This window comes from Mycobacterium sp. P2_H7, from assembly GCF_056403275.1.
Genome location: NZ_JBFUFU010000014.1, coordinates 1 through 19,850 on the forward strand (window position 1 = coordinate 1; position 19,850 = coordinate 19,850).

At 67.8% G+C, this 19,850-nt stretch carries 21 protein-coding genes; 16 read left to right on the top strand and 5 right to left on the bottom strand.

What is annotated here, in order from left to right; translation table 11 throughout:
* Nucleotides 1-241, top strand: a 241-nt coding sequence (locus tag AC1DY7_RS21415; RefSeq protein ID WP_477495736.1) for an HNH endonuclease signature motif containing protein, incomplete at its 5' end; no start/stop codon positions are given.
* Nucleotides 242-247: 6 nt separating this feature from the next.
* Complete coding sequence (locus AC1DY7_RS21420) at nt 248-391, top strand: hypothetical protein (RefSeq protein WP_477495737.1); 144 nt, start codon at nt 248-250, stop codon at nt 389-391.
* A 1-nt stretch (nt 392) separates the two neighbouring features.
* Here AC1DY7_RS21420 and AC1DY7_RS21425 read toward each other — a convergent pair whose 3' ends face one another.
* Nucleotides 393-2,579 carry a molybdopterin-dependent oxidoreductase gene (locus AC1DY7_RS21425; protein WP_477495738.1) on the bottom strand — a complete coding sequence of 729 codons (2,187 nt, stop codon included), beginning with the start codon at nt 2,577-2,579 and terminating at the stop codon, nt 393-395.
* Between the two features lie 94 nt (nt 2,580-2,673).
* On the opposite strand from AC1DY7_RS21425, the gene ffh reads away from it, so the two are divergent.
* Nucleotides 2,674-4,251: a signal recognition particle protein gene (ffh, locus tag AC1DY7_RS21430; protein ID WP_477495739.1), complete on the top strand. Its 1,578-nt coding sequence runs from the start codon at nt 2,674-2,676 to the stop codon at nt 4,249-4,251.
* Nucleotides 4,252-4,256: 5 nt separating this feature from the next.
* On the top strand, nt 4,257-5,312 hold the full coding sequence (locus AC1DY7_RS21435; RefSeq protein WP_477495740.1) for an amidohydrolase family protein: 1,056 nt from the start codon (nt 4,257-4,259) through the stop codon (nt 5,310-5,312).
* Here AC1DY7_RS21435 and AC1DY7_RS21440 read toward each other — a convergent pair.
* The 3 genes from AC1DY7_RS21440 to AC1DY7_RS21450 form a co-directional block, all read right to left on the bottom strand.
* Nucleotides 5,309-6,841 (bottom strand): diflavin oxidoreductase, encoded by a 1,533-nt coding sequence (locus tag AC1DY7_RS21440; RefSeq protein ID WP_477495741.1) that lies wholly within the window; start codon nt 6,839-6,841, stop codon nt 5,309-5,311. The genes AC1DY7_RS21435 and AC1DY7_RS21440 overlap by 4 nt on opposite strands.
* Before the next feature lie 75 nt (nt 6,842-6,916).
* Nucleotides 6,917-7,750, bottom strand: a complete 834-nt coding sequence (locus AC1DY7_RS21445) for a D-alanyl-D-alanine carboxypeptidase family protein (RefSeq protein WP_477495742.1) — start codon at nt 7,748-7,750, stop codon at nt 6,917-6,919.
* Between the two features lie 75 nt (nt 7,751-7,825).
* Nucleotides 7,826-8,698 carry a D-alanyl-D-alanine carboxypeptidase family protein gene (locus AC1DY7_RS21450; RefSeq protein ID WP_477495743.1) on the bottom strand — a complete coding sequence of 291 codons (873 nt, stop codon included), beginning with the start codon at nt 8,696-8,698 and terminating at the stop codon, nt 7,826-7,828.
* Nucleotides 8,699-8,847: 149 nt separating this feature from the next.
* On the opposite strand from AC1DY7_RS21450, the gene AC1DY7_RS21455 reads away from it, so the two are divergent.
* From AC1DY7_RS21455 to trmD, 8 genes are all read left to right on the top strand, one after another.
* Nucleotides 8,848-10,656, top strand: coding sequence for an N-acetylglutaminylglutamine amidotransferase (locus tag AC1DY7_RS21455; RefSeq protein WP_477495744.1), 1,809 nt, complete (start codon nt 8,848-8,850; stop codon nt 10,654-10,656).
* A gap of 2 nt (nt 10,657-10,658) precedes the next feature.
* Nucleotides 10,659-12,368 carry an N-acetylglutaminylglutamine synthetase gene (gene ngg / locus AC1DY7_RS21460; RefSeq protein WP_477495745.1) on the top strand — a complete coding sequence of 570 codons (1,710 nt, stop codon included), beginning with the start codon at nt 10,659-10,661 and terminating at the stop codon, nt 12,366-12,368.
* Between the two features lie 53 nt (nt 12,369-12,421).
* A complete protein-coding gene (locus AC1DY7_RS21465; protein WP_477495746.1) occupies nt 12,422-13,666 on the top strand; it encodes an osmoprotectant NAGGN system M42 family peptidase in 1,245 nt (414 codons plus the stop codon).
* A gap of 15 nt (nt 13,667-13,681) precedes the next feature.
* The gene (locus AC1DY7_RS21470) at nt 13,682-14,101 is read left to right on the top strand and encodes a nuclear transport factor 2 family protein (protein ID WP_477495747.1); all 420 of its coding nucleotides are present in this window, start codon (nt 13,682-13,684) and stop codon (nt 14,099-14,101) included.
* A gap of 167 nt (nt 14,102-14,268) precedes the next feature.
* The gene (gene rpsP, locus AC1DY7_RS21475; RefSeq protein WP_477495748.1) at nt 14,269-14,748 is read left to right on the top strand and encodes a 30S ribosomal protein S16; all 480 of its coding nucleotides are present in this window, start codon (nt 14,269-14,271) and stop codon (nt 14,746-14,748) included.
* The gene (locus AC1DY7_RS21480; RefSeq protein WP_090356861.1) at nt 14,745-14,987 is read left to right on the top strand and encodes an RNA-binding protein; all 243 of its coding nucleotides are present in this window, start codon (nt 14,745-14,747) and stop codon (nt 14,985-14,987) included. Before rpsP ends, AC1DY7_RS21480 begins: the two co-directional genes overlap by 4 nt.
* A 44-nt stretch (nt 14,988-15,031) precedes the next feature.
* Nucleotides 15,032-15,556: a ribosome maturation factor RimM gene (gene rimM / locus AC1DY7_RS21485; RefSeq protein WP_477495749.1), complete on the top strand. Its 525-nt coding sequence runs from the start codon at nt 15,032-15,034 to the stop codon at nt 15,554-15,556.
* Between the two features lie 6 nt (nt 15,557-15,562).
* A complete protein-coding gene (trmD, locus tag AC1DY7_RS21490) occupies nt 15,563-16,237 on the top strand; it encodes a tRNA (guanosine(37)-N1)-methyltransferase TrmD (protein WP_477495750.1) in 675 nt (224 codons plus the stop codon).
* Nucleotides 16,238-16,269: 32 nt separating this feature from the next.
* Here trmD and AC1DY7_RS21495 read toward each other — a convergent pair whose 3' ends face one another.
* A complete protein-coding gene (locus tag AC1DY7_RS21495; RefSeq protein ID WP_477495751.1) occupies nt 16,270-17,214 on the bottom strand; it encodes a serine hydrolase in 945 nt (314 codons plus the stop codon).
* A 343-nt stretch (nt 17,215-17,557) separates the two neighbouring features.
* Between AC1DY7_RS21495 and rplS the strand changes: the two genes are divergently transcribed.
* Genes rplS through AC1DY7_RS21515 form a run of 4 tightly spaced genes read left to right on the top strand, consistent with a single transcriptional unit; the run spans nt 17,558 to nt 19,803 of the window.
* Nucleotides 17,558-17,899, top strand: a complete 342-nt coding sequence (gene rplS / locus AC1DY7_RS21500) for a 50S ribosomal protein L19 (RefSeq protein ID WP_477495752.1) — start codon at nt 17,558-17,560, stop codon at nt 17,897-17,899.
* A 46-nt stretch (nt 17,900-17,945) separates the two neighbouring features.
* Nucleotides 17,946-18,758, top strand: a complete 813-nt coding sequence (gene lepB, locus AC1DY7_RS21505; RefSeq protein WP_477495753.1) for a signal peptidase I — start codon at nt 17,946-17,948, stop codon at nt 18,756-18,758.
* A gap of 11 nt (nt 18,759-18,769) precedes the next feature.
* Complete coding sequence (locus AC1DY7_RS21510; RefSeq protein ID WP_477495913.1) at nt 18,770-19,501, top strand: ribonuclease HII; 732 nt, start codon at nt 18,770-18,772, stop codon at nt 19,499-19,501.
* Nucleotides 19,498-19,803, top strand: coding sequence for a DUF2469 domain-containing protein (locus AC1DY7_RS21515; RefSeq protein WP_024450376.1), 306 nt, complete (start codon nt 19,498-19,500; stop codon nt 19,801-19,803). Before AC1DY7_RS21510 ends, AC1DY7_RS21515 begins: the two co-directional genes overlap by 4 nt.
* Nucleotides 19,804-19,850 lie beyond the last annotated feature (47 nt).

Sequence of the window (19,850 nt, forward strand, 5' to 3'; positions counted from 1 at the left end):
CGACGACGTATCGGGTCAGCCGTTGCATTTTGGGCGGACCCGCCGTTGCGCGAGTCCGGATCAGCGCCTGGTGTTGATCTACAAGCATCGGGGCTGCACGTTTCCGGGGTGCCGGGTTCCGGCGTCGGGGTGTCAGGCACACCATGGGAAAAGCGATTTCGCCCAGGGCGGCAACACCGATATCGAGGAAATGGTGCCCGCCTGTGGCCCGCACAACCGCTACGTCACGGAGAAGGGTTGAAAAACGGTGATCCATGCCGACGGCACCGTGGAATGGATCCCCCCACCACTGTTGGACACCGGCCAAGCCCGCACCAACATCTACCACCACCCCGAACACATCACGGATGACACCCGGCCGGGCCCCGCCGAACCCAAACCGGACGGCTGAATCACGCGCCGGTGACCGTCACCCAGGTGTTGTTCACGGCCGCGGTGCCGGTGAAAGTGTCCACCTGACCCGGGTCGTGCAGGGCGTTGACGTTCGCGCCGGGCAGGGTGTTCGCGTGGCTCCAGCCGGTCCCCCGATGGCCCCAGCCGTGGGGCACCGCGACGGTGCCGGGCCGGATATCGTCGCTGATGTCCAGTGGCACTTCGATTTCCCCGACGGCCGAGGTGACCCGCACGGATTCGCCCTGGGCCAGTCCGCGGGCCAGGGCGTCGTCGGGGTGCATCAGCACGGTGCACTTGTTGTTGCCGCCGGTCATGGTCGGCACGTTGTGCAACCACGAGTTGTTGCTGCGCAGTTGGCGACGCCCGATGAGTTGCAGATCGTAGGTGCGCCCCGCGCCGTCGGCCGGCGTGCGCAGGTATCCGGTGGCGGCCGCCACGAATTCTGCGGGCGCCAGCGCGACCTTGCGGTCGCGGGTGGCGATGACCTTGGGCAGCCGTGGCTGTAGGGCACCCAGATCCAGACCGCCCGCGCTGGCCCGCAGCCCGCGCATCGTGATTCCCTTGCGGCCCTTGCGGAGTCGGCCCCAGGGTCCCGTCGTCACGGCCAGGCCGGCCATCCGCAGCGGATTGGCGAAGTCGATCAACCGGGTACGCACGGGGGCGAGGACCTGACGCAGTGGTGCGGGCAGCAACTCCATGGTCAGCCTGCTGAGGATCTCCCAGTCCTCCTTGCCGCCGGCGGGCGGGTCGAAGGAACGGTGCTGGAACCGGATGTTGTTGCGCACGCTGAAGATCGTGGTGAGCAGGCCGACGTCCTCGCGCTCCAGCGGCGACACCGGAGGCAGGATGAAGTCCGCGTGCCGCGTGGTCTCGGTGACGTACATGTCCACCGCCACATACAGATCCAGCCCGGACAGTGCCTCGTCCAGGCGGCCCCGCTGCGGGATCGACGACACCGGATTGCCGGCGTAGGTGATCATCGCCCGGATCTGGCCCTCACCGGCGGTGAGCATCTCATCGGCCATCGCGACGGCGGGAAGTTCGGAGCGGAAGGACTGGTAGCGCCCCGAGCGGTCCGACCACGCCGCGTGCCCGACGGGGACATACCGCGCGGCCCGGGGAACGTCGACGATCGGCGTCGAGAACATCGTCCCGCCGGCCCGGTCCAGATTTCCGGTCACCGCGTTGATCACCATGACCAGCCAGCTGACCAGCGTGCCGGTCTCCTGCTGGCAGATGCCGATCCGTGCGTAGATCGCCGCCGACTCCGCCGCGGCATGCTCGCGTGCCAATGTCCGGATGGTCTCGGCGTCCACACCGGCCCGTTCGGCGACGGCGTCCGGCGTGGCGTCGCGCACCAGGTCCTTGAGCTCCGCCCAGCCCGACGCCTGCGTGTCGATGGCGCGTATATCGCAGAGGTTCTCGTCCACCAGCACATGCAGGATGCCCAGCAGCAGGTACAGATCCCCACCCGGGCGTACCGAGACGTGCTGATCGGCCAGTCGGGCGGTCTCGGTGCGGCGCGGGTCGATCACGACGACCTTGCCGCCGCGGTCGCGGACCGCTTTGATGCGGCGTTTGGCCCCCGGCATGATCGACAGCGAGCCATTGGACACGGCCGGGTTGGCGCCGACGATCACCAGCCGCTGGGTCCGGTCGATGTCGGTGATCGGGACCAGCATGTTGGAGCCGAACACCCGCCAGGCCGCGTATTCGTGCGGCATCTGGTCTATCGACGACGCCGTGAAGAAGTTCGGTGTCAGCAGCGCCATCCGCAATATGAGTCCGTAGACGGCGCCCGAACTGTGTGCGGCCGGATTGCCGAGATACATGCCCAGCGCCCGGACGCCGTGCTCCTTGCGGACGCGGCGCAGCCGCGCGCCGATCTCGGCGAACGCCGCATCCCAGCTCACCGGTTCGAATCGGTCACCGACCCGCCGCATCGGGGTGCGCAGGCGATCCGGATCGTGATGCAGGCCGCCCATCGCGGTGGCCTTCGGGCAGATGTAGCCCTTGGAGAACACATCGTCGGGATTTCCCTCTATACGGCTGACCTTGCCGTCGGTGACCGTCACGTGAATTCCGCAGTGGGCCTCGCACAGGGTGCACTGGCTGATATGCGTGGTGCTCACGGCGTCATCGGGGGCGGGGCGGATCTCGGGCAGGGGTACGTCGATCGCGGTCATGGGCCCTCCGGCGATATCTGTCAATGTGCGTTGACAGATTAGCGCCGGTGACTCGCCTGAGACCTGAGTTCACCGCGACCGTTAGGCTTACCAGGTGTTTGAATCGCTGTCTGACCGGTTGACCGGTGCACTGGCTGGCCTGCGCGCCCGGGGTCGGCTGACCGACGCCGACATCGACGCGACCGCGCGCGAGATCCGCCTGGCCCTGCTCGAAGCCGACGTGTCGCTGCCCGTGGTGCGCGCATTCGTCGGCCGCATCAAGGATCGTGCGAAGGGCGCGGAGGTCTCCGGCGCGCTGAACCCGGCCCAGCAGGTCGTCAAAATCGTCAACGACGAGCTCGTCGGCATCCTCGGTGGCGAGACCCGCCAGATCGCGTTCGCCAAGACCCCGCCCACCGTCATCATGCTGGCCGGTCTGCAGGGCTCCGGTAAGACCACGCTGGCGGGCAAGCTCGCCAAGTGGCTGAAGGCCAAGGGCCACACCCCGCTGCTGGTGGCCTGCGACCTGCAGCGCCCCGGTGCGGTGCACCAGCTGCAGATCGTCGGTGAACGCGCGGGTGTCTCGGTGTTCGCGCCGCACCCGGGTGTGTCACCGGACGGGGTCAGCATCGACATGATGGCCACCGGCGACCCGGTCTCGGTGGCCGCCGCGGGCCTGGCCGAGGCCAGGGCCAAACATTTCGACGTCGTCATCGTCGACACCGCCGGCCGCCTCGGCATCGACGAGCAGCTGATGGCCCAGGCCGCGGCCATCCGTGATGCCGTGCAGCCCGACGAGACGCTGTTCGTCCTGGACGCCATGATCGGTCAGGACGCCGTCACCACCGCCGAGGCCTTCGGCGCCGGCGTCGGTTTCACCGGTGTGGTGCTGACCAAGCTCGACGGCGACGCCCGCGGTGGCGCGGCGCTCTCGGTCCGCGAGATCACCGGTGTGCCCATCCTCTTCGCCTCCGCCGGTGAGAAGCTCGAGGACTTCGACGTCTTCCACCCGGACCGGATGGCCAGCCGCATCCTGGGCATGGGCGATGTGCTCACCCTCATCGAGCAGGCCGAGCAGGTCTTCGATCAGCAGAAGGCCGAAGAGGCCGCCGCCAAGATCAGCACGGGGGAGCTGACGCTGGAGGACTTCCTCGAGCAGATGCTGGCCATCCGCAAGATGGGCCCCATCGGCAACCTGCTGGGCATGCTGCCCGGCGCGGGCCAGATGAAGGACGCGCTGGCCGCCGTCGACGACAGCCAGCTGGACCGGGTGCAGGCCATCATCCGCGGTATGACTCCCGGCGAACGGTCCGACCCGAAGATCATCAACGCGTCGCGCCGCCTGCGGATCGCCAACGGTTCGGGTGTCAGCGTCGCCGAGGTCAACCAGCTCGTCGACCGGTTCTTCGACGCCCGCAAGATGATGTCGCAGATGGCCGGCCAGATGGGAATGCCGTTCGCCCGCAAGAACACTGCCCGCAAGGCGGTCAAGGGCAAGAACAAGCAGGCCGGTAAGGGCAAGAACAAGGGCCGCGGTAACGGCCCCACCCCGCCGAAGAATCCGTTCGGGGCGCCAGGAGCGCTGCCCGCGGGCTTCCCGGACCTGTCCAACATGCCCAAGGGTCTGGACGAGTTGCCGCCCGGCCTGGCCGATTTCGACCTGTCCAAGCTGAAGTTCCCGGGCCAGAAGTAGCCCCGGTGCACGTTCGCGGTCGAGGGCTTCCCGGCGGCGAGGAAGTGCAGTGGTGGATTCACGACGGTGTGCTGTCGGCGGAGCCGATTGCCAACGTCCCCACCGTCTTCGACGGCGGCTGGATCATCCCGGGCCTGGTGGACGCGCACTGTCACGTCGGGCTCAAGCCCGGTGGGCCCACCACGTTCGACGAGGCCGTCGAGCAGGCCGAGACCGAGCGCGGGGCGGGGGCGCTGCTGCTGCGCGATGCCGGCTCCCCGGTGGACACCCGCAGCTTCGACGACCGGGACGATCTGCCGCGCATCATCCGCGCCGGCCGGCACCTGGCCCGGCCCAAGCGCTACATGCCGGGACTGCCCATCGACATCGAGGACGAATCACAACTGCCCGCGGCGGTGGCCGAGCAGGCACGCTGGGGCGACGGCTGGGTGAAACTCGTCGGCGACTGGATCGACCGCGAGATCGGCGACCTTGCGCCGCTGTGGTCCGACGACATCCTCAAGGCGGCCATCGACGCCGCCCACTCCAACGGCGCCCGCGTCACCGCCCACGTCTTCGGCGAGGACGCGCTGCCCGGCCTGATCACCGCGGGCATCGACTGCATCGAGCACGGCACCGGCATCACCGAGGATGTCATCGACCTGATGCTGGAACACGGCACGGCCCTGGTGCCCACCCTGATCAACATCGAGAACTTCCCCGGAATCGCCGACGCCGCAGGCAAATACCCGGCCTACGCCGCACACATGCGTGAGCTGTACGCCTCGTGTCATCGACGGGTCGGTGCCGCCCACGAGGCCGGCGTACCGATCTTCGCGGGCACCGACGCCGGCGGGATGATCGCGCACGGCCGGATCGGCGACGAGATCGCGGCGCTGCAGACCGTCGGGCTCAGCGCCACCGACGCGCTGGGTGCGGCATGCTGGGATGCGCGTGCCTGGCTGGGCAGGCCCGCGCTGGAACACGGCGCGTCCGCGGACCTGCTGTGTTTCGCCGATGATCCCCGCGAGGTCGGGGTGGGACACCCCGACCTGGTGATTCTGCGCGGCCGGGTCTACTAGTACACGTCGCGCACGTAGCGATGTGACTTGATCAGGTCGTTGACGTAGGTGTGCGCGGCCATGGCGTCCATCCTGCCGCCGCGGGCCACGACGTCGTGCAGCATGGCGTCGACGTCCTTGGCCATCCGGTCGGCGTCCCCGCACACATACACGTACGCTCCATCGGTCAGCCAGCCGAAGAATTCCTCGGCGTTCTCCGACATCCGGTGCTGCACATAGACTTTGGCGTCCTGGTCACGGGAGAACGCCAGGTCCAGCCGGGTCAGCGCACCCGACGCGAGGAAGCCTTCCAGCTCCTCGCCGTACAGGTAATCGGTGGCCCGGTGCCGGTCGCCGAAGAACAACCACGACCGACCGGTCGCCCCGGTGGCCTGGCGCTCCTGCAGGAAGGCGCGGAACGGGGCGATGCCGGTGCCGGGACCGATCATGATGATCGGCACGTCGGGGCCGGGCAGCCGGAAGTTGTGGTTGGGGCGCAGGTGTACCCGTACGTGCTCGGTGCGGTCGGCCAGGAACGTCGACGCGAGACCGTTGTGCTCGCGGTCGGCGCCCGGGTAGCGCACCGATGCGACCGTCAGGTGGATGTGCCCGGGATGGGCCACGGGGCTCGAGGCGATCGAGTAGTCGCGGAAAGCCAACGGCCGCAGGGTGTCCAGGACGTCATCGGTCTTGAGTCCGGCGCGCCGGATGAGGTCCAGGACGTCCTCGCCGTAGGCCGCGGGACCGGCCAGGTCCTGCAGGGCCCGCGAGGGAATGCGGATCTCCAGCCGTTCGGCCAGGAGCACCCCGAGCGGCTCGTCATGGTCGGGCACCACGTGGTCGGGGCCGACGCCGAGTTCGCCCAGGATCAGGGCGACCAGCGCGGGGTCGTTGCTGGCGTGCACGGCCAGTGAGTCACCCGCTTGATAGGTGATGCCCGACCCGGTGAGGTCGACCTCGTAGTGGCGCACCTCTTTGTCGGAATCGGCAGCGGTGAGCAACCGGTTCACCGCCAGCGCGGCCTCGAACACCTCGTGGCGCTCCCGGGGGGCGACCGCAGCGGCGACGGTTTCGACCGGTGCGGCGTCGCCGTGCTCGGCGGTCATCATCTTGACCACGTCCGCGGTCCACGCCTTGGCCGGCTGCTCGTAGAAGCCGTCGACGTCCACCCGGTCGACCATGCGGGTTGCGCCCAGCGCTTCGAGCTTCTCGTCGAGCAGTTTGCCTGCGTTGCAGAACAATTCGTAGGAGCTGTCGCCCAGTGCCAGGATCGAGTAACTCAGATTCTCCAGCCGCTCGGAGCTGGCCTCCAGTGCCTCCCAGAAGATGGTGGCGGTGTCGGGGAACTCGCCCTCGCCGAAGGTCGAGACGACGGCGACGAAGTGCGTGGCGCTCTGCAACTCCGAGAGTTCGACCTGGTTCAGCTCGATCGCCTCGGCCTGGATGCCGATGGCGGCGACGGACTCGGCGAACGTCATCGCGGCGTCCTCGGAGTTGCCCATATCCGTACCGAAGGCGACGATCAGCGATGACTCCTGTTGGCCGCTCACATCGGCTCCCCTCAGTTGTGCGTGCGCAAAATTAGGGTCACCTTACTTCACGGGTGGTGTCGCGCGGGGGCCTCCCTACGCGGAGCGGCTGAAGCCCCAGTCGAGCAGGCTGACCGCCTGGCCGTAGAGGTCGCCGTTGCCGTACATCTGAACCACCACCAGCCGGCGATTACCCCGCTGAGCGGCACCGACGTAGGTGTGCTGGGCCAAATTCGTGTAGCCGGTCTTTCCGCCGAGGTCACCCGGATAGCGGCTCAGCAGCTCATTCTGGTTGGTGAGTGTGCGGCCCGGGAATTCCGCCGACGGCTGCGTCATGATCTGCGCGATCAGCGGGTATGCCAGCGCGGCGCGGAAGATCAGCGCAAGGTCATGCGGCGTGGTCACCGTCGCCCAGCCCGGGCCGTCCAGGCCCGACGGGGACGACGCCTTGGTGTGCCGGGCGCCCAACTGCTGGGCCTTGGCGTTCATCCTCGCCACCGCCACCCGTTGCCCGCCGAGCATGTCGGCCAGCATGTTCGCGGCGTCATTGCCGGACACCATCAGCAGGGCCTCCAGCAGTTGGCGGGTGGTGTAGGCCTGCCCGGCCTTCAGTCCCGCACACGAGCATTCGACCTTGGTGTGGGAGGCGTTGGCGCGGGCGAAGTTGTCCGGGCGCAGCCGGTCCAGCACGACGGTGGCCAGCAGCACCTTGATGGTGCTGGCCGGGGCATAGCTGCCATAGGGATCTTTGGAGGCCAGCACGGCGCCCGTATCGAGGTCGGCCAGCAGCCAGGCCTTGGCCGGGCCGTCCGCGAACGCCTGCACGCCGGCGAGCTCGGCACCCGGTTGGGCTACCGAAAAAGGGGAGGCGACTCCTGCGGTCAACGCCGTCGCCACGGTGAGCAGGGTCGCCGTCAACAGTCTTCGCACGCGCCGAGATTACGGCGCACAGGACTCGGTCAGCGCGCGATCAGGTTGCCGTTCGGCATCGGCCGGCGGGCAGCGTCACAACGTGCCGACGGACGCGCCGCGTCCTTGCGCAAATCCCCAGTCCAGCAGGGCAGATGCCTGATCCCAGTAGGTCGGTCCGCCCTCCTTGATCAGCCCGTGCATCAGCACCACCACCAGGCGCCTGCCGTCCCGCTGGGCCGCCCCGACGAACGTCTTGCGGGCCAGATCGGTGAATCCGGTCTTACCGCCGAGCATGCCGGGATAGCGGGCCAGCATCTCGTCCTGGTTGACCAGCACCCGCTCACCGGTCTTGCTCGGGAACAGCGCGGTGGGCTGGGCGGTGATCTCGGCGAACACCGGGTGGGCCAGGGCGGCGCGGAAGATCACCGCCAGGTCGTGCGGGGTGGTCCACACATCGATGCCGGGGCCGTCGAGTCCGGACGGGCTGCCCGCGGTGGTGGCGGTGGCACCGACGGAAGCTGCCTTGGCGGTCATCTTGGCGATCGCGGCGTCGCGGCCACCGAGCATGGTGGCCAGCGTGTTGGCGGCGTCATTGCCCGACACCAGCAGCAGACCATCCAGCAGTTGGCGGGTGGTGTAGGTCTGACCGGGCGCCACGCCGGCGCAGTTGCATTCGACCACCGTGTCGGGCACGTTGGCGACGACCGTGGCGTCCAGCGGTAACTCGTCGAGCACGGTCAGCGCCAGCAGCACCTTGATGGTGCTCGCGGGTGCGTAGCGGCCGTATTCGTTGCGTGCGGCCAGCACCTCGCCGCTGTCGATGTCCGCGACCACCCACGCCTCGGCAGGTCCCTCCGGCGCCGGCMCGGCGCCGGCGGGTATCGCCACGTCGGCGGAGGCGGTGGGTGCGGTCAGCGCGAACATCACGGACAGGCAGCTGAGCAGAACAGTCAGTAATCTCCCCATGGACAACGAACCCTATCGGCAGCCGCCACCGTCGGCTGTGACTCAGGTCGCGTTTGGAAGAGCCACCGGCGGGTATCCATGCTCGCGGGCGACGTGCCTTGACCAAACCGGCACGGTCGCCCTCAATCGAGGAAGAGGTGGTTCACGCCATGTGCGGCATCGCGGGTGAGATTGCTCGCGGACGGGCAGCAGACATCGGAGCCGTCGCGTCGATGGCCGACACGATGGTTCCCCGCGGACCCGACAGTGGAGGTATGTGGGCCAAGGACGGGGTGGCGTTCGGGCACCGGCGCCTGGCGATCATCGACCTGTCCAGTCATGGACACCAGCCGATGCACGATCCCGAGTTACATCTGACGGTGGCCTTCAACGGCTGCATCTACAACTATCCGCAGCTGCGTGACGACCTGATCGCCAAGGGCTACCGATTCTTCTCGCACAGCGATACCGAGGTGGTGCTCAAGGGTTTCCACGCGTGGGGTGAGGGCGTCGTCGACCGGTTGTTCGGCATGTTCGCCTTCGCCGTCACCGACACCGACAGCGGCGAGGTGATGCTGGCGCGGGACCGCCTCGGGATCAAGCCCCTGTACTGGGCCGACATCCCCGGGGCGACCGGCGCGTTCCGGTTCGCCTCCACGTTGCCCGCGCTGGTCGCCGCCGGCGGGGTCGATACGTCGATCGATCCCGTTGCGCTGCACCACTATCTGAGTTTCCACTCGGTCGTCCCGGCGCCGCACACCATCCTGCGTGGGGTCCGCAAGCTGGCGCCCGGCACCATCATGCGCATCGACGCCGAGGGTCGCCGCACCGAGCGCACCTACTGGAGCCCGGCCTTCGAGCGCGTCGCCGAGCGCGCCGACTGGTCCGCGCAGGACTGGGAGGAAGCCGTCCTGGCGTCGTTGCGCACCGCGGTGGAGCGCCGCCTGGTGGCCGACGTTCCGGTCGGCTGCCTGCTGTCGGGCGGACTGGACTCCAGCCTCATCGTCGGGCTGCTCGCCGAGGCGGGTCAGCACGGGCTGGCCACCTTCTCGATCGGCTTCGAGGCCGCCGGTGGCGAGGAGGGTGACGAATTCAAGTATTCCGACGTCATCGCGCGTCATTTCGGCACTGACCACCATCAGATCCGCATCGACACCGCCCGCATGCTGCCCGCCCTCTCGGGCGCGATCGGGGCGATGAGTGAGCCGATGATGAGCCATGACTGCGTGGCGTTCTATCTGCTGTCCCAAGAGGTCAGCAAGCACGTCAAGGTGGTGCAGTCCGGCCAGGGCGCCGACGAGATCTTCGCCGGTTACCACTGGTACCCGCCGATGGCTGCGGCGGCCGACGGTGACGTCGGCGATGCGTTGAGCCGTTACCGCGCAGCCTTTTTCGACCGCGACCATGCCGGTGTGAATGCGCTGCTGCAGCCGCAGTGGCGGCTGGACACCGACATCGCCGGGGACTTCGTGCGCGACCAGTTCGCCGCCCCGGGTGCGGCCACCGCCACCGACCGGGCCCTACGGTTGGACACCACCGTGATGTTGGTGGATGATCCCGTCAAACGGGTGGACAACATGACCATGGCGTGGGGGCTGGAGGGCCGAGTGCCGTTCCTGGACCATGAACTGGTGGAACTGGCCGCCACCTGCCCGCCCGAACTCAAGACCGCCTTCGACGGCAAGGGTGTGCTGAAACAGGCCGCCCGCCGGGTCATTCCCAGCGAGGTCATCGACCGGCCGAAGGGCTACTTTCCGGTCCCGGCGCTCAAGCACCTGGCCGGACCGTATCTGGACCTCGTGCGCGACGCGCTGCACAGCGATGCGGCCCGTTCGCGGGGCCTCTTCGATGCGTCGGCAGTGGACGGGTTGCTGGCCGACTCGAACGGCAACCTCACCCCGTTGCGGGGTAATCCGTTGTGGCAGATCGGCTTGCTGGAGATGTGGCTGGCGCAGAACATCGACGGAGGTACGCGTTGACCATGTCGGATACCCGGGACGACGTCGGAGTGGTGCAGGACCTCGGCTGGGGGCGGCTGGTCTTCGGCCAGACCTTCGACGACCCGGAGGCGTTCGGTACCGCGCTGCGGGCCGAGGCCAGCGGCCGACGGGACATCGGCATGTATCTCGACGCCCCGCACGTCTTCGTAGCCCTGCACCCGCAGGAGTTCTTCATCGACCCGAGCTTCACCTATCGGCTGACCTTCTCCGAGCGGGGTGAGTTCTGGCCGGGCGATGTGCCCGGCGTCGTGGTGCGGCCCGTGGAGTCGTTGGCGGACTGCGGTGCGATCAACGAGATCTACGTGCGTTGCCGGATGGTGCCCGCCGACACCGACCTGATGTGGAACAACGTGCAGCGCGAAGAGCACATGGTCTACCTGGTCGCCACCGACGAACACACCGGCGCCCTGATCGGCACCGTGACGGGCATCGACCATCGGCAACTGTTCGACGACGGCGAAAACGGTTCCAGCCTTTGGTGTCTGGCGGTGGACCCCAGCGTGTCCCGGCCCGGCGTGGGCGGACTGCTGGTGCGCTCGCTGGTGGAGGAGTTCATCCGGCGGGGCCGTGACCAGATGGACCTCTCGGTGCTGCACGACAACGAGGGCGCGATCGCGCTGTATGAACGGATGGGTTTCGAGCGGGTCCCCGCCCTGGGCATCAAACGCAAGAACGCCATCAACGAGAAGCTGTTCGCACCCGTGCAGGAGGAGGAGGGTCTCGCCGAACTCAACCCGTACGGCCGGATCATCGCCGACGAGGCCATCATGCGGGGTATCCACGTGGAGGTCCTCGACGGCAAGGGTGGCTACATGCGGCTGACCCACGGCGGCACCAGCGTCGTCACCCGGGAGTCGCTGTCGGAGTTGACCAACGCGGTCGCGATGAGCCGGTGTGACGACAAACGGGTGGCCCGCCGGGTGGTGTCCGAAGCGGGGATCCGGGTGCCCCGCGGCCGGACCGCGACCTTCGACGACGAGGACTACGCGTTCATGCGTGAGGTGGGGTCGGTGGTGGTCAAACCCGCCCGCGGCGAACAGGGCGCGGGCATCACCGTCGGCGTCACGAAAACCGACGAATTGGACCGTGCGCTGACGTGGGCGGCCAAGCATTGCCCCGACGTGCTCATCGAAGAGCGCTGTGAGGGTGAGGATCTGCGGCTGGTGGTGATCAACGGCAAGGTGATCGCCGCGGCCGTGCGTCGTCCACCCCAGGTGCTGGGCAGCGGCAAGCACACCGTGCGGCAGCTGATCGAGGCGCAGAGCCGCAGGCGCTCCGTGGCCACGCACGGTGAATCCGAGATCCCCGTCGACGATGTCGCCGTCGATACCGTGCGTGAGGCGGGCTGGGAGCTCGACGACGTGCTGCCCATCAACGAGCGGCTGACCGTCCGGCGCACTGCCAACCTGCACACCGGCGGAACCATCGGGGATGTCACCGATGAGGTGAACCCGAAACTGGCGCGGGTGGCGATCGACGCCGCCGACGCCATCGGCATCCCGGTCACCGGGATCGATCTGATGGTGCCGTCCGTGTCCGGCGAGGAGTACGTGTTCATCGAGGCCAATGAACGCCCCGGGCTGGCCAACCATGAGCCGCGCCCGACCGCCCAGGCTTTCGTGGATCTACTCTTTCCCCGTACCGCGGCCACGCCGTGGGCCTGGCAGCCCGATCCGGTCGATCAGGGCTGAACCGCCGGGGCCCGCCACGCCGGTCCCGTATTTCCGATGCTTGAGAAGGAGGCATGGTGTCCGAACCTGCGCAGATGCCGGAGGCAACACGAGCGTGGATGATCGACACGCTGCTCGGACTGTTGCAGACGCCGAGTCCGTCGGGACGGACCGACGCGGTGATGCAACTGATCGGCGACACCCTCGACGAACTCGGGGTGCCGTTCACCCTGACCCGCCGGGGCGCACTCACCGCGGTCCTGCCCGGTGAGTCGAAGACCACCGACCGGGCGGTGGTCGTGCATGCCGACACCATCGGCTGCATGGTCCGCGATCTGAAAGACAACGGCCGCCTCGAGCTGATCCCGGTCGGCACGTTCTCGGCGCGGTTCGCGACCGGGGCGCGCGTGCGCGTCTTCACCGACGACCCCGAGGAGTTCTACACCGGGACGGTGATGCCGTTGAAGGCCTCCGGGCATGCGTTCGGCGACGCGATCGACACCCAGCCCACCGAGTGGGAGCACGTCGAGGTCCGCATCGACCGCAAGGTCTCCACCCGCGCCGACCTGGTGGCGCTCGGCTTCAACGTCGGCGATTTCGTCGCCCTGATCGCCGCCCCTGAGCTCACCGCGGACGGTTACATCGTGTCGCGCCACCTGGACGGTAAGGCCGGGGTGGCCGTCGCGCTGGCCCTGGCGAAGACCGTCGCCGAGGAAAAGATCGTGCTACCGCACAAGACCACCATCATGGTGACGATCACCGAAGAGGTGGGCCACGGCGCCAGCCACGGGCTGGATCCCGACGTCGCCGAACTGGTGTCCGTCGACAACGCGGTGTGCGCGCCCGGTCAGCACTCCATCGAGGACGGCGTGACCATCCCGATGGCCGATCTGCACGGGCCGTTCGACTATCACCTCACGCGCAAGCTGTGCAAGCTCGCCGACAAGCGCCAAATCCCTTATGCGCGTGACCTGTTCCGCTTCTACCGGTCCGATGCGGCGGCGGCCATCGAAGCCGGGGCCAACACCCGGGCCGCGCTGGTCGGGTTCGGACTGGACGGCAGCCACGGCTGGGAGCGGACGAACATCGACTCCCTGGAAGCCGTCTACAACCTGCTTTTCGCGTGGCTGCAGACCCCGCTGACCTTCGCGAAATGGGATGCCAAGCCGACGGGCAAGCTGCGCGATTTCCCGTCGTCGAAGCAGCCCGCGCCCACCGAACAATGGGTGCCGCTGTCGCGTGGCGACCACGCCGAGCCGGGGGAGTGGTCGGGCGAGCACTGGCCGCCTGCCGAAGGTCCGGTGGGCCCGCAGGCGTAGTGGTTCAATCGAGGCGTGCTGAGCATCGAAGAGATCTCCGACCGTCTCGAGATCCAAGATCTGCTGGTCGCCTACTCGACGGCCATCGACAACCGCCGGTTCGACGACCTCGACCAGGTGTTCACCGAGGATGCCTACATCGACTACCGCGCCATGGGCGGGGTGGACGGCCGCTTCCCGGAGGTCAAGGCGTGGCTGGCGCAGGTGCTGCCGAACTTCCCGGCGTATGCGCACATGCTGGGGAACTTCGACGTCAGGGTGACCGGTGACACCGCGTCGGCGCGCACGCTGTGCTTCAACCCCATGGTGTTGGGCGGAGAAGTCGGACAGGTGCTGTTCTGCGGGCTCTGGTACGACGACGAGTTCGTGCGCACCGCCGACGGTTGGCGGATGACGCGCCGCGTCGAGGCGAAGTGCTTCGACCGCGTGGTGTGAATTTGGGCTGATCCCGGCTGCTCTGGCAGAATGAGCGGCTGTCTGTCGCGCGACACCGTTAGATGCGCTGCGCGGCGGTCACACATGCAGAGGCAAAACCGGACCGGGCAACCCGCTCGAGTCGCCGAATTGCCTGCGTGGCAATCACAGGAGAGAACGCTTTCATCATGGCTGTCAAGATCAAGCTCGCCCGCTTCGGCAAGATCCGTAACCCCCAGTACCGCATCTCGGTCGCTGACTCCCGCAACCGTCGTGACGGTCGCGCCATCGAGGTCATCGGCAAGTACCAGCCGAAGGAAGAGCCGAGCCTCATCGAGATCGACTCCGAGCGCGCGCAGTACTGGCTGAGCGTCGGCGCCCAGCCGACGGAGCCCGTCCTGGCCCTGCTGAAGATCACCGGTGACTGGCAGAAGTTCAAGGGCCTGCCGGGCGCGGAGGGCACGCTGAAGGTCAAGGAGCCCAAGACCTCCAAGCTGGACCTGTTCAACGCCGCCCTGGCCGCCGCGGACAACGAGCCCACCGGCGAGGCCACCCAGCTGAAGAAGAAGAAGGCCCCGGCCAAGAAGGACGAGGCCGCCGAGGCGCCCGAAGCCGAGGCGCCGGCTGCCGAAGCCGCCGCTGAGACGGAAGCACCCGCCGCCGAATGAGCTCCGTAGTCGTCGACGCCGTCGAACATCTCGTTCGCGGGATCGTCGACAACCCCGATGACGTGCGGGTCGACCTGGTGACCAACCGGCGCGGCCGCACGGTCGAGGTGCACGTGCACCCCGAGGACCTGGGCAAGGTCATCGGTCGCGGTGGTCGCACGGCCACCGCGCTGCGGACCTTGGTCGCCGGTATCGGTGGCCGCGGTATCCGTGTCGACGTGGTCGACACCGACCAGTAGTAGCGGCGGGGCAGGAGCGAAGCGACCCGGGGAGGGATTTCAGCATGGATCTCGTCGTCGGTCGGGTCGTGAAGGCCCACGGCATCACCGGCGAACTCGTCGTCGACGTACGCACAGACGACCCGGACGCCCGGTTCACCCCGGGCGCCCGGCTGCGCGGTTTCAAGCGCGACGGTCCGCAACGCGAGTTCGTCATCGAAACGGTGCGGGAGCACGGTAACCGCCTGCTGGTGCGGGTGGCCGGCGTGTCCGATCGCAACGCCGCCGACGAGGTCCGCGGCACCGTGTTCCTGGTCGACACCGAGAATCTGCCACCCATCGACGACCCCGACGAGTTCTACGATCACCAACTCGAAGGGTTGGCCGTGCGCTCCGTCGACGGCACCGCGATCGGCACCGTGGCAGAGGTGCTGCACACCTCGGCGGGCGAGCTGCTGTCGGTCAAAACCCCCGAGGGTGCCGAGATTCTCGTGCCGTTCGTCGGGGCCATTGTCACGTCGGTCTCGCTGACCGATCAGCTGATCGAGATCGATCCGCCCGACGGTCTGCTCAATATCGAAGACCTGTAGGGCGATATGCGGATCGACGTCGTCACGATCTTCCCCGACTATCTGGTGCCCCTGCGACAGGCATTGCCCGGCAAAGCCATCGAGGCCGGCATCTATGACATCGGTGTGCACGACCTGCGCCGCTGGACCCATGATGTGCACCGCTCGGTCGACGACTCGCCCTACGGTGGCGGCCCGGGCATGGTCATGAAGGCCCCCGTCTGGGGTGCCGCACTCGACGAGATCTGTTCCCCGGAAACGCTTCTCGTGATTCCGACGCCCGCCGGGCGGCCGTTCACCCAGGCCGTCGCGCAACGCTGGAGTGCCGAATCACACCTGGTCTTCGCCTGCGGACGCTACGAGGGCATCGATCAGCGGGTGGCCGATGACGCCGCCCGCCGGATGCGCGTCGAGGAGGTCTCCATCGGCGACTACGTGTTGGCCGGCGGGGAGGCCGCGGTGCTCGTCATGGTCGAGGCGGTGGTGCGCCTGCTGCCCGAGGTCCTCGGGAATCCGCAGTCCCACCTTGAGGATTCGCATTCCGACGGTCTGCTCGAAGGCCCCAGCTATACCCGGCCCGCTGTCTGGCGCGAGCTAGAGGTGCCGCCGGTGCTGCTGTCGGGGGACCACGCCAAGATCGCGGCCTGGCGCCATGAGCGGTCACTGGAACGGACCCGCGAGCGCAGGCCCGACCTCCTCTAGTTTCGGCGGGCAGGAGCGAAGCGACCCGGGGTTTAGATACGCCCGCCGGGGAAGATCGTCGCGACGGCCGCGGTGATGGTCTGGCGGGCCTTGTCGGCGGTGGCGGCCTGCATGGAACTGATGGCCATCACGTAGCGCCGGTCCGGCCCGATCACGCCGGTGGACAGGTGCATCCAGTCCGCACCGACGCAGCACATCCAACCCTGTTTCACCGCAACGGGTTCCGCGGGCAAGCCCTCCGGAATGCCGAAACGCTGCGGGTAGACCCCGCCCGGCACCATCCCGTCGGGTGCGGTGGGAGTCGATTCGGCGAGATTGGACAAGATGATGCTGGCGTCGGCAGGCGGAAGTCCGCCGGTGCCGGCCAGCAGCATGTCGTAGTAGCGAACCAGGTCGGTGACCGTGCTGGTGGTGTTGTACCAACGGCCGTTGCCGGGAGCGGTGGTGGAGGACAGCCCGTACCGGGCGACCACCCGATTGATGATGGCGCTGCCGCCACTGCGGTTCCAGAAGACCTCGGCGGCGCTGTCATCGGAGGACCGCAGCATCACGTCGAGCATCCGGCGGTCGTCCGGGCTCAGGGTGGTCTGGCCCTTGGACTCCTGCAGCAGCAGGTCGTCGGCGATGAACAGCTTCACCACCGAGGCGATCGCGACGGTGTCGGCCTGCCCGTTGGTGACGAGCTGGCCGGTGTTGCGATCCAGAATCGCCACCGTGATGTCGGCGCCGGATTTCGCGGCATCGGTGGTGGCCTGCCGGATGCGCAGATCCAATCCGTCGAACGCGGCGGTCGGTTGATCGGGCGGCGCCTCGGGGAGTGGCGCCGAGTTGCCCAGCGGTGCGATGACCGTCAGCTGCGGCGATTCCGGTGGGGCGGGTGGGGTGCCGTAGACCTTGGCCTCGCAGGCCGACACCAATGCACCGGTACAGAGCACGGTCGCGGTCACCGTCATCAATTTCGACGGCCGCGCTCGCATAGCTCTCCTCCTGGACGTGACTGTCAATAGCCTGGTGAACCGCTGTGTAAACCAAGTGGCGGGCCGGTGACATAGACACCGCAAAACCGGTCCTGACCCGTGTGTAGCCTAGCGGCTGGACGCCCTCGTCGTGCACCTCATGACGCCGGGCGTTTCGCCCCGGTACGCGGCGATTTCGTCGTATGCGTGCCGTCTGGCACAATTGAGCAGTTGTCTGCGCACGGCGTCCTGTAACCAGTGAGGCCTGCTGCGTGACGCAGGACCCGATATACCCGAAATACCTCGGCTCGACCGCGCCCGGCGCGGTGTCACATGAGCCGCTAACAACAAGGAAGTGTCACCGATGAACACGCTTGACTTCGTCGACAAGGCGTCGCTGCGCGAGGATATCCCGGCCTTCGGCCCCGGCGACACCATCAATGTGCACGTCAAGGTCATCGAGGGCTCCAAGGAGCGCGTTCAGGTCTTCAAGGGTGTCGTCATCCGGCGCCAGGGCGGCGGCGCCCGCGAGACCTTCACCGTCCGCAAGGAGAGCTACGGCGTCGGCGTCGAGCGGACCTTCCCGGTGCATTCGCCCAACATCGACCACATCGATGTCGTGACCCGCGGCGACGTGCGTCGCGCCAAGCTCTACTACCTGCGCGAGCTCCGCGGCAAGAAGGCGAAGATCAAGGAAAAGCGCTGACGCGCCCTGCCAGGGTTTGTGTCCGAACGCTGACTACCCTGATGCCGTGACCGAGGACAAAGAAGGCACGGCGGAAGAGTCCGTCGAAGACAGCACCGTTGACGGCGATGAGCCCAAACGCAAGGGCAGTGCTCTGCGTGAGGGCGTCGTCCTCGTCACCATCGCGTTGGTCATGTACTACGTGGTGCTCACCTTCGTCGCTCGGCCGTATCTGATCCCGTCCGAATCGATGGAGCCCACCCTGCACGGGTGCGCGGGCTGCGTCGGCGACCGGATCATGGTCGACAAGCTGACGTACGACTTCAGCGAACCGGAGCCGGGCGACGTCATCGTCTTCAAGGGTCCGTCGAACTGGAACATCGGCTACAAGTCGATCCGCTCCGAGAATGCCATCATCCGGGGGGCGCAGAATGCGCTGTCCTTCGTCGGCTTCGTGCCGCCGGATGAGAACGACCTGGTCAAGCGGGTCATCGCGGTCGGCGGCCAGACCGTCGAATGCCGTGCGGCCACCGGGCTGACGGTCGACGGCAAGAAGCTCAACGAGCCTTACCTCGATCCGACGACCATGATGGCCGACACCAGTGTCTACCCCTGCCTCGGCAACGAGTTCGGCCCGGTCAAGGTGCCCGACGGCCGGCTGTGGGTGATGGGGGACAACCGCACGCATTCGGCCGACTCCCGTGCGCACTGCACCAATCTGCCCGCCGATGCGCAGAAGGGGCTGCTGTGCACCGGTGACCCGGTCGCGGGCACGGTGCCCGTCGACAACGTCATCGGCAAGGCCCGGTTCATCGCATGGCCGCCGTCGCGGTGGGGTGGCGTGCACAGCGTGAACCCGCAGACGGCGCCCGCCTCGTAGGAGATCTGGCGTTGCCGGCGAGCTGGCCACCGAGGACCGTGATCCGCAGATCCGGTCTGCGCACCCTCGAATCCGCGCTGTATCGCAGCGGCCTGGGACCCGTGGCGGGAGTGGACGAGGTGGGACGTGGCGCGTGTGCCGGGCCGCTGGTGGTGGCTGCCTGTGTGCTCGGCCCGAACCGGTTGTCGAGTCTGGCCGCGCTCGACGATTCGAAGAAGCTCACCGAGGCCGAACGCGAACGCTTGTTCCCGCTGATCCGCCGGTACGCGGTGGCCTACCACGTGGTGTTCATCCCCTCGACCGAGGTGGACCGGCGCGGGGTGCACATCGCCAATATCGAAGGGATGCGCCGTGCCGTGGCAGGCTTGCCGTTTCGTCCCGGCTACGTGCTCTCCGACGGCTTCCGGGTGCCGGGCCTGGCGGTGCCGTCGCTGCCGGTGATCGGTGGTGACGCCGCCGCCGCCTGTATCGCGGCCGCCAGCGTGCTGGCCAAGGTCAGCCGCGATCGGCTGATGGTCGGTATGGAGGCCGAGCACCCCGGATACGGTTTCGCCGAGCACAAGGGCTACAGCACGGCGGCGCACACCGAGGCGCTGGCGCGACTGGGCCCGTGCAGCCAGCACCGGTTCTCGTTCGCCAACATTGCACGCGTTGCGGGCTCCGGTGTGACGGCTCGGTTGGATGCAGGCGAGCCGTGCGGAATGATGGAACCCAACCTAGACGAAGGACAGCAGAGCAGATGAGTGCCGAGGATCTCGAGAAGTACGAAACCGAGATGGAGCTCTCGCTGTATCGCGAGTACAAGGACATCGTCGGCCAGTTCAGCTACGTGGTGGAGACCGAACGCCGGTTCTATCTGGCCAACAGCGTGGAGCTGGTGCCGCGCAACGCCGACGGCGAGGTCTATTTCGAGCTGCGGCTCGCCGACGCCTGGGTGTGGGACATGTACCGGCCGGCGCGCTTCGTCAAGCAGGTCCGCGTGATCACGTTCAAGGACGTCAACATCGAAGAGGTCGAGAAGCCCGAGCTGCGGCTGCCGGACTGAGCCGACAGGTGGGCCTCGTGGGGCTTCGGCCCGGGATCAGGCCCGGG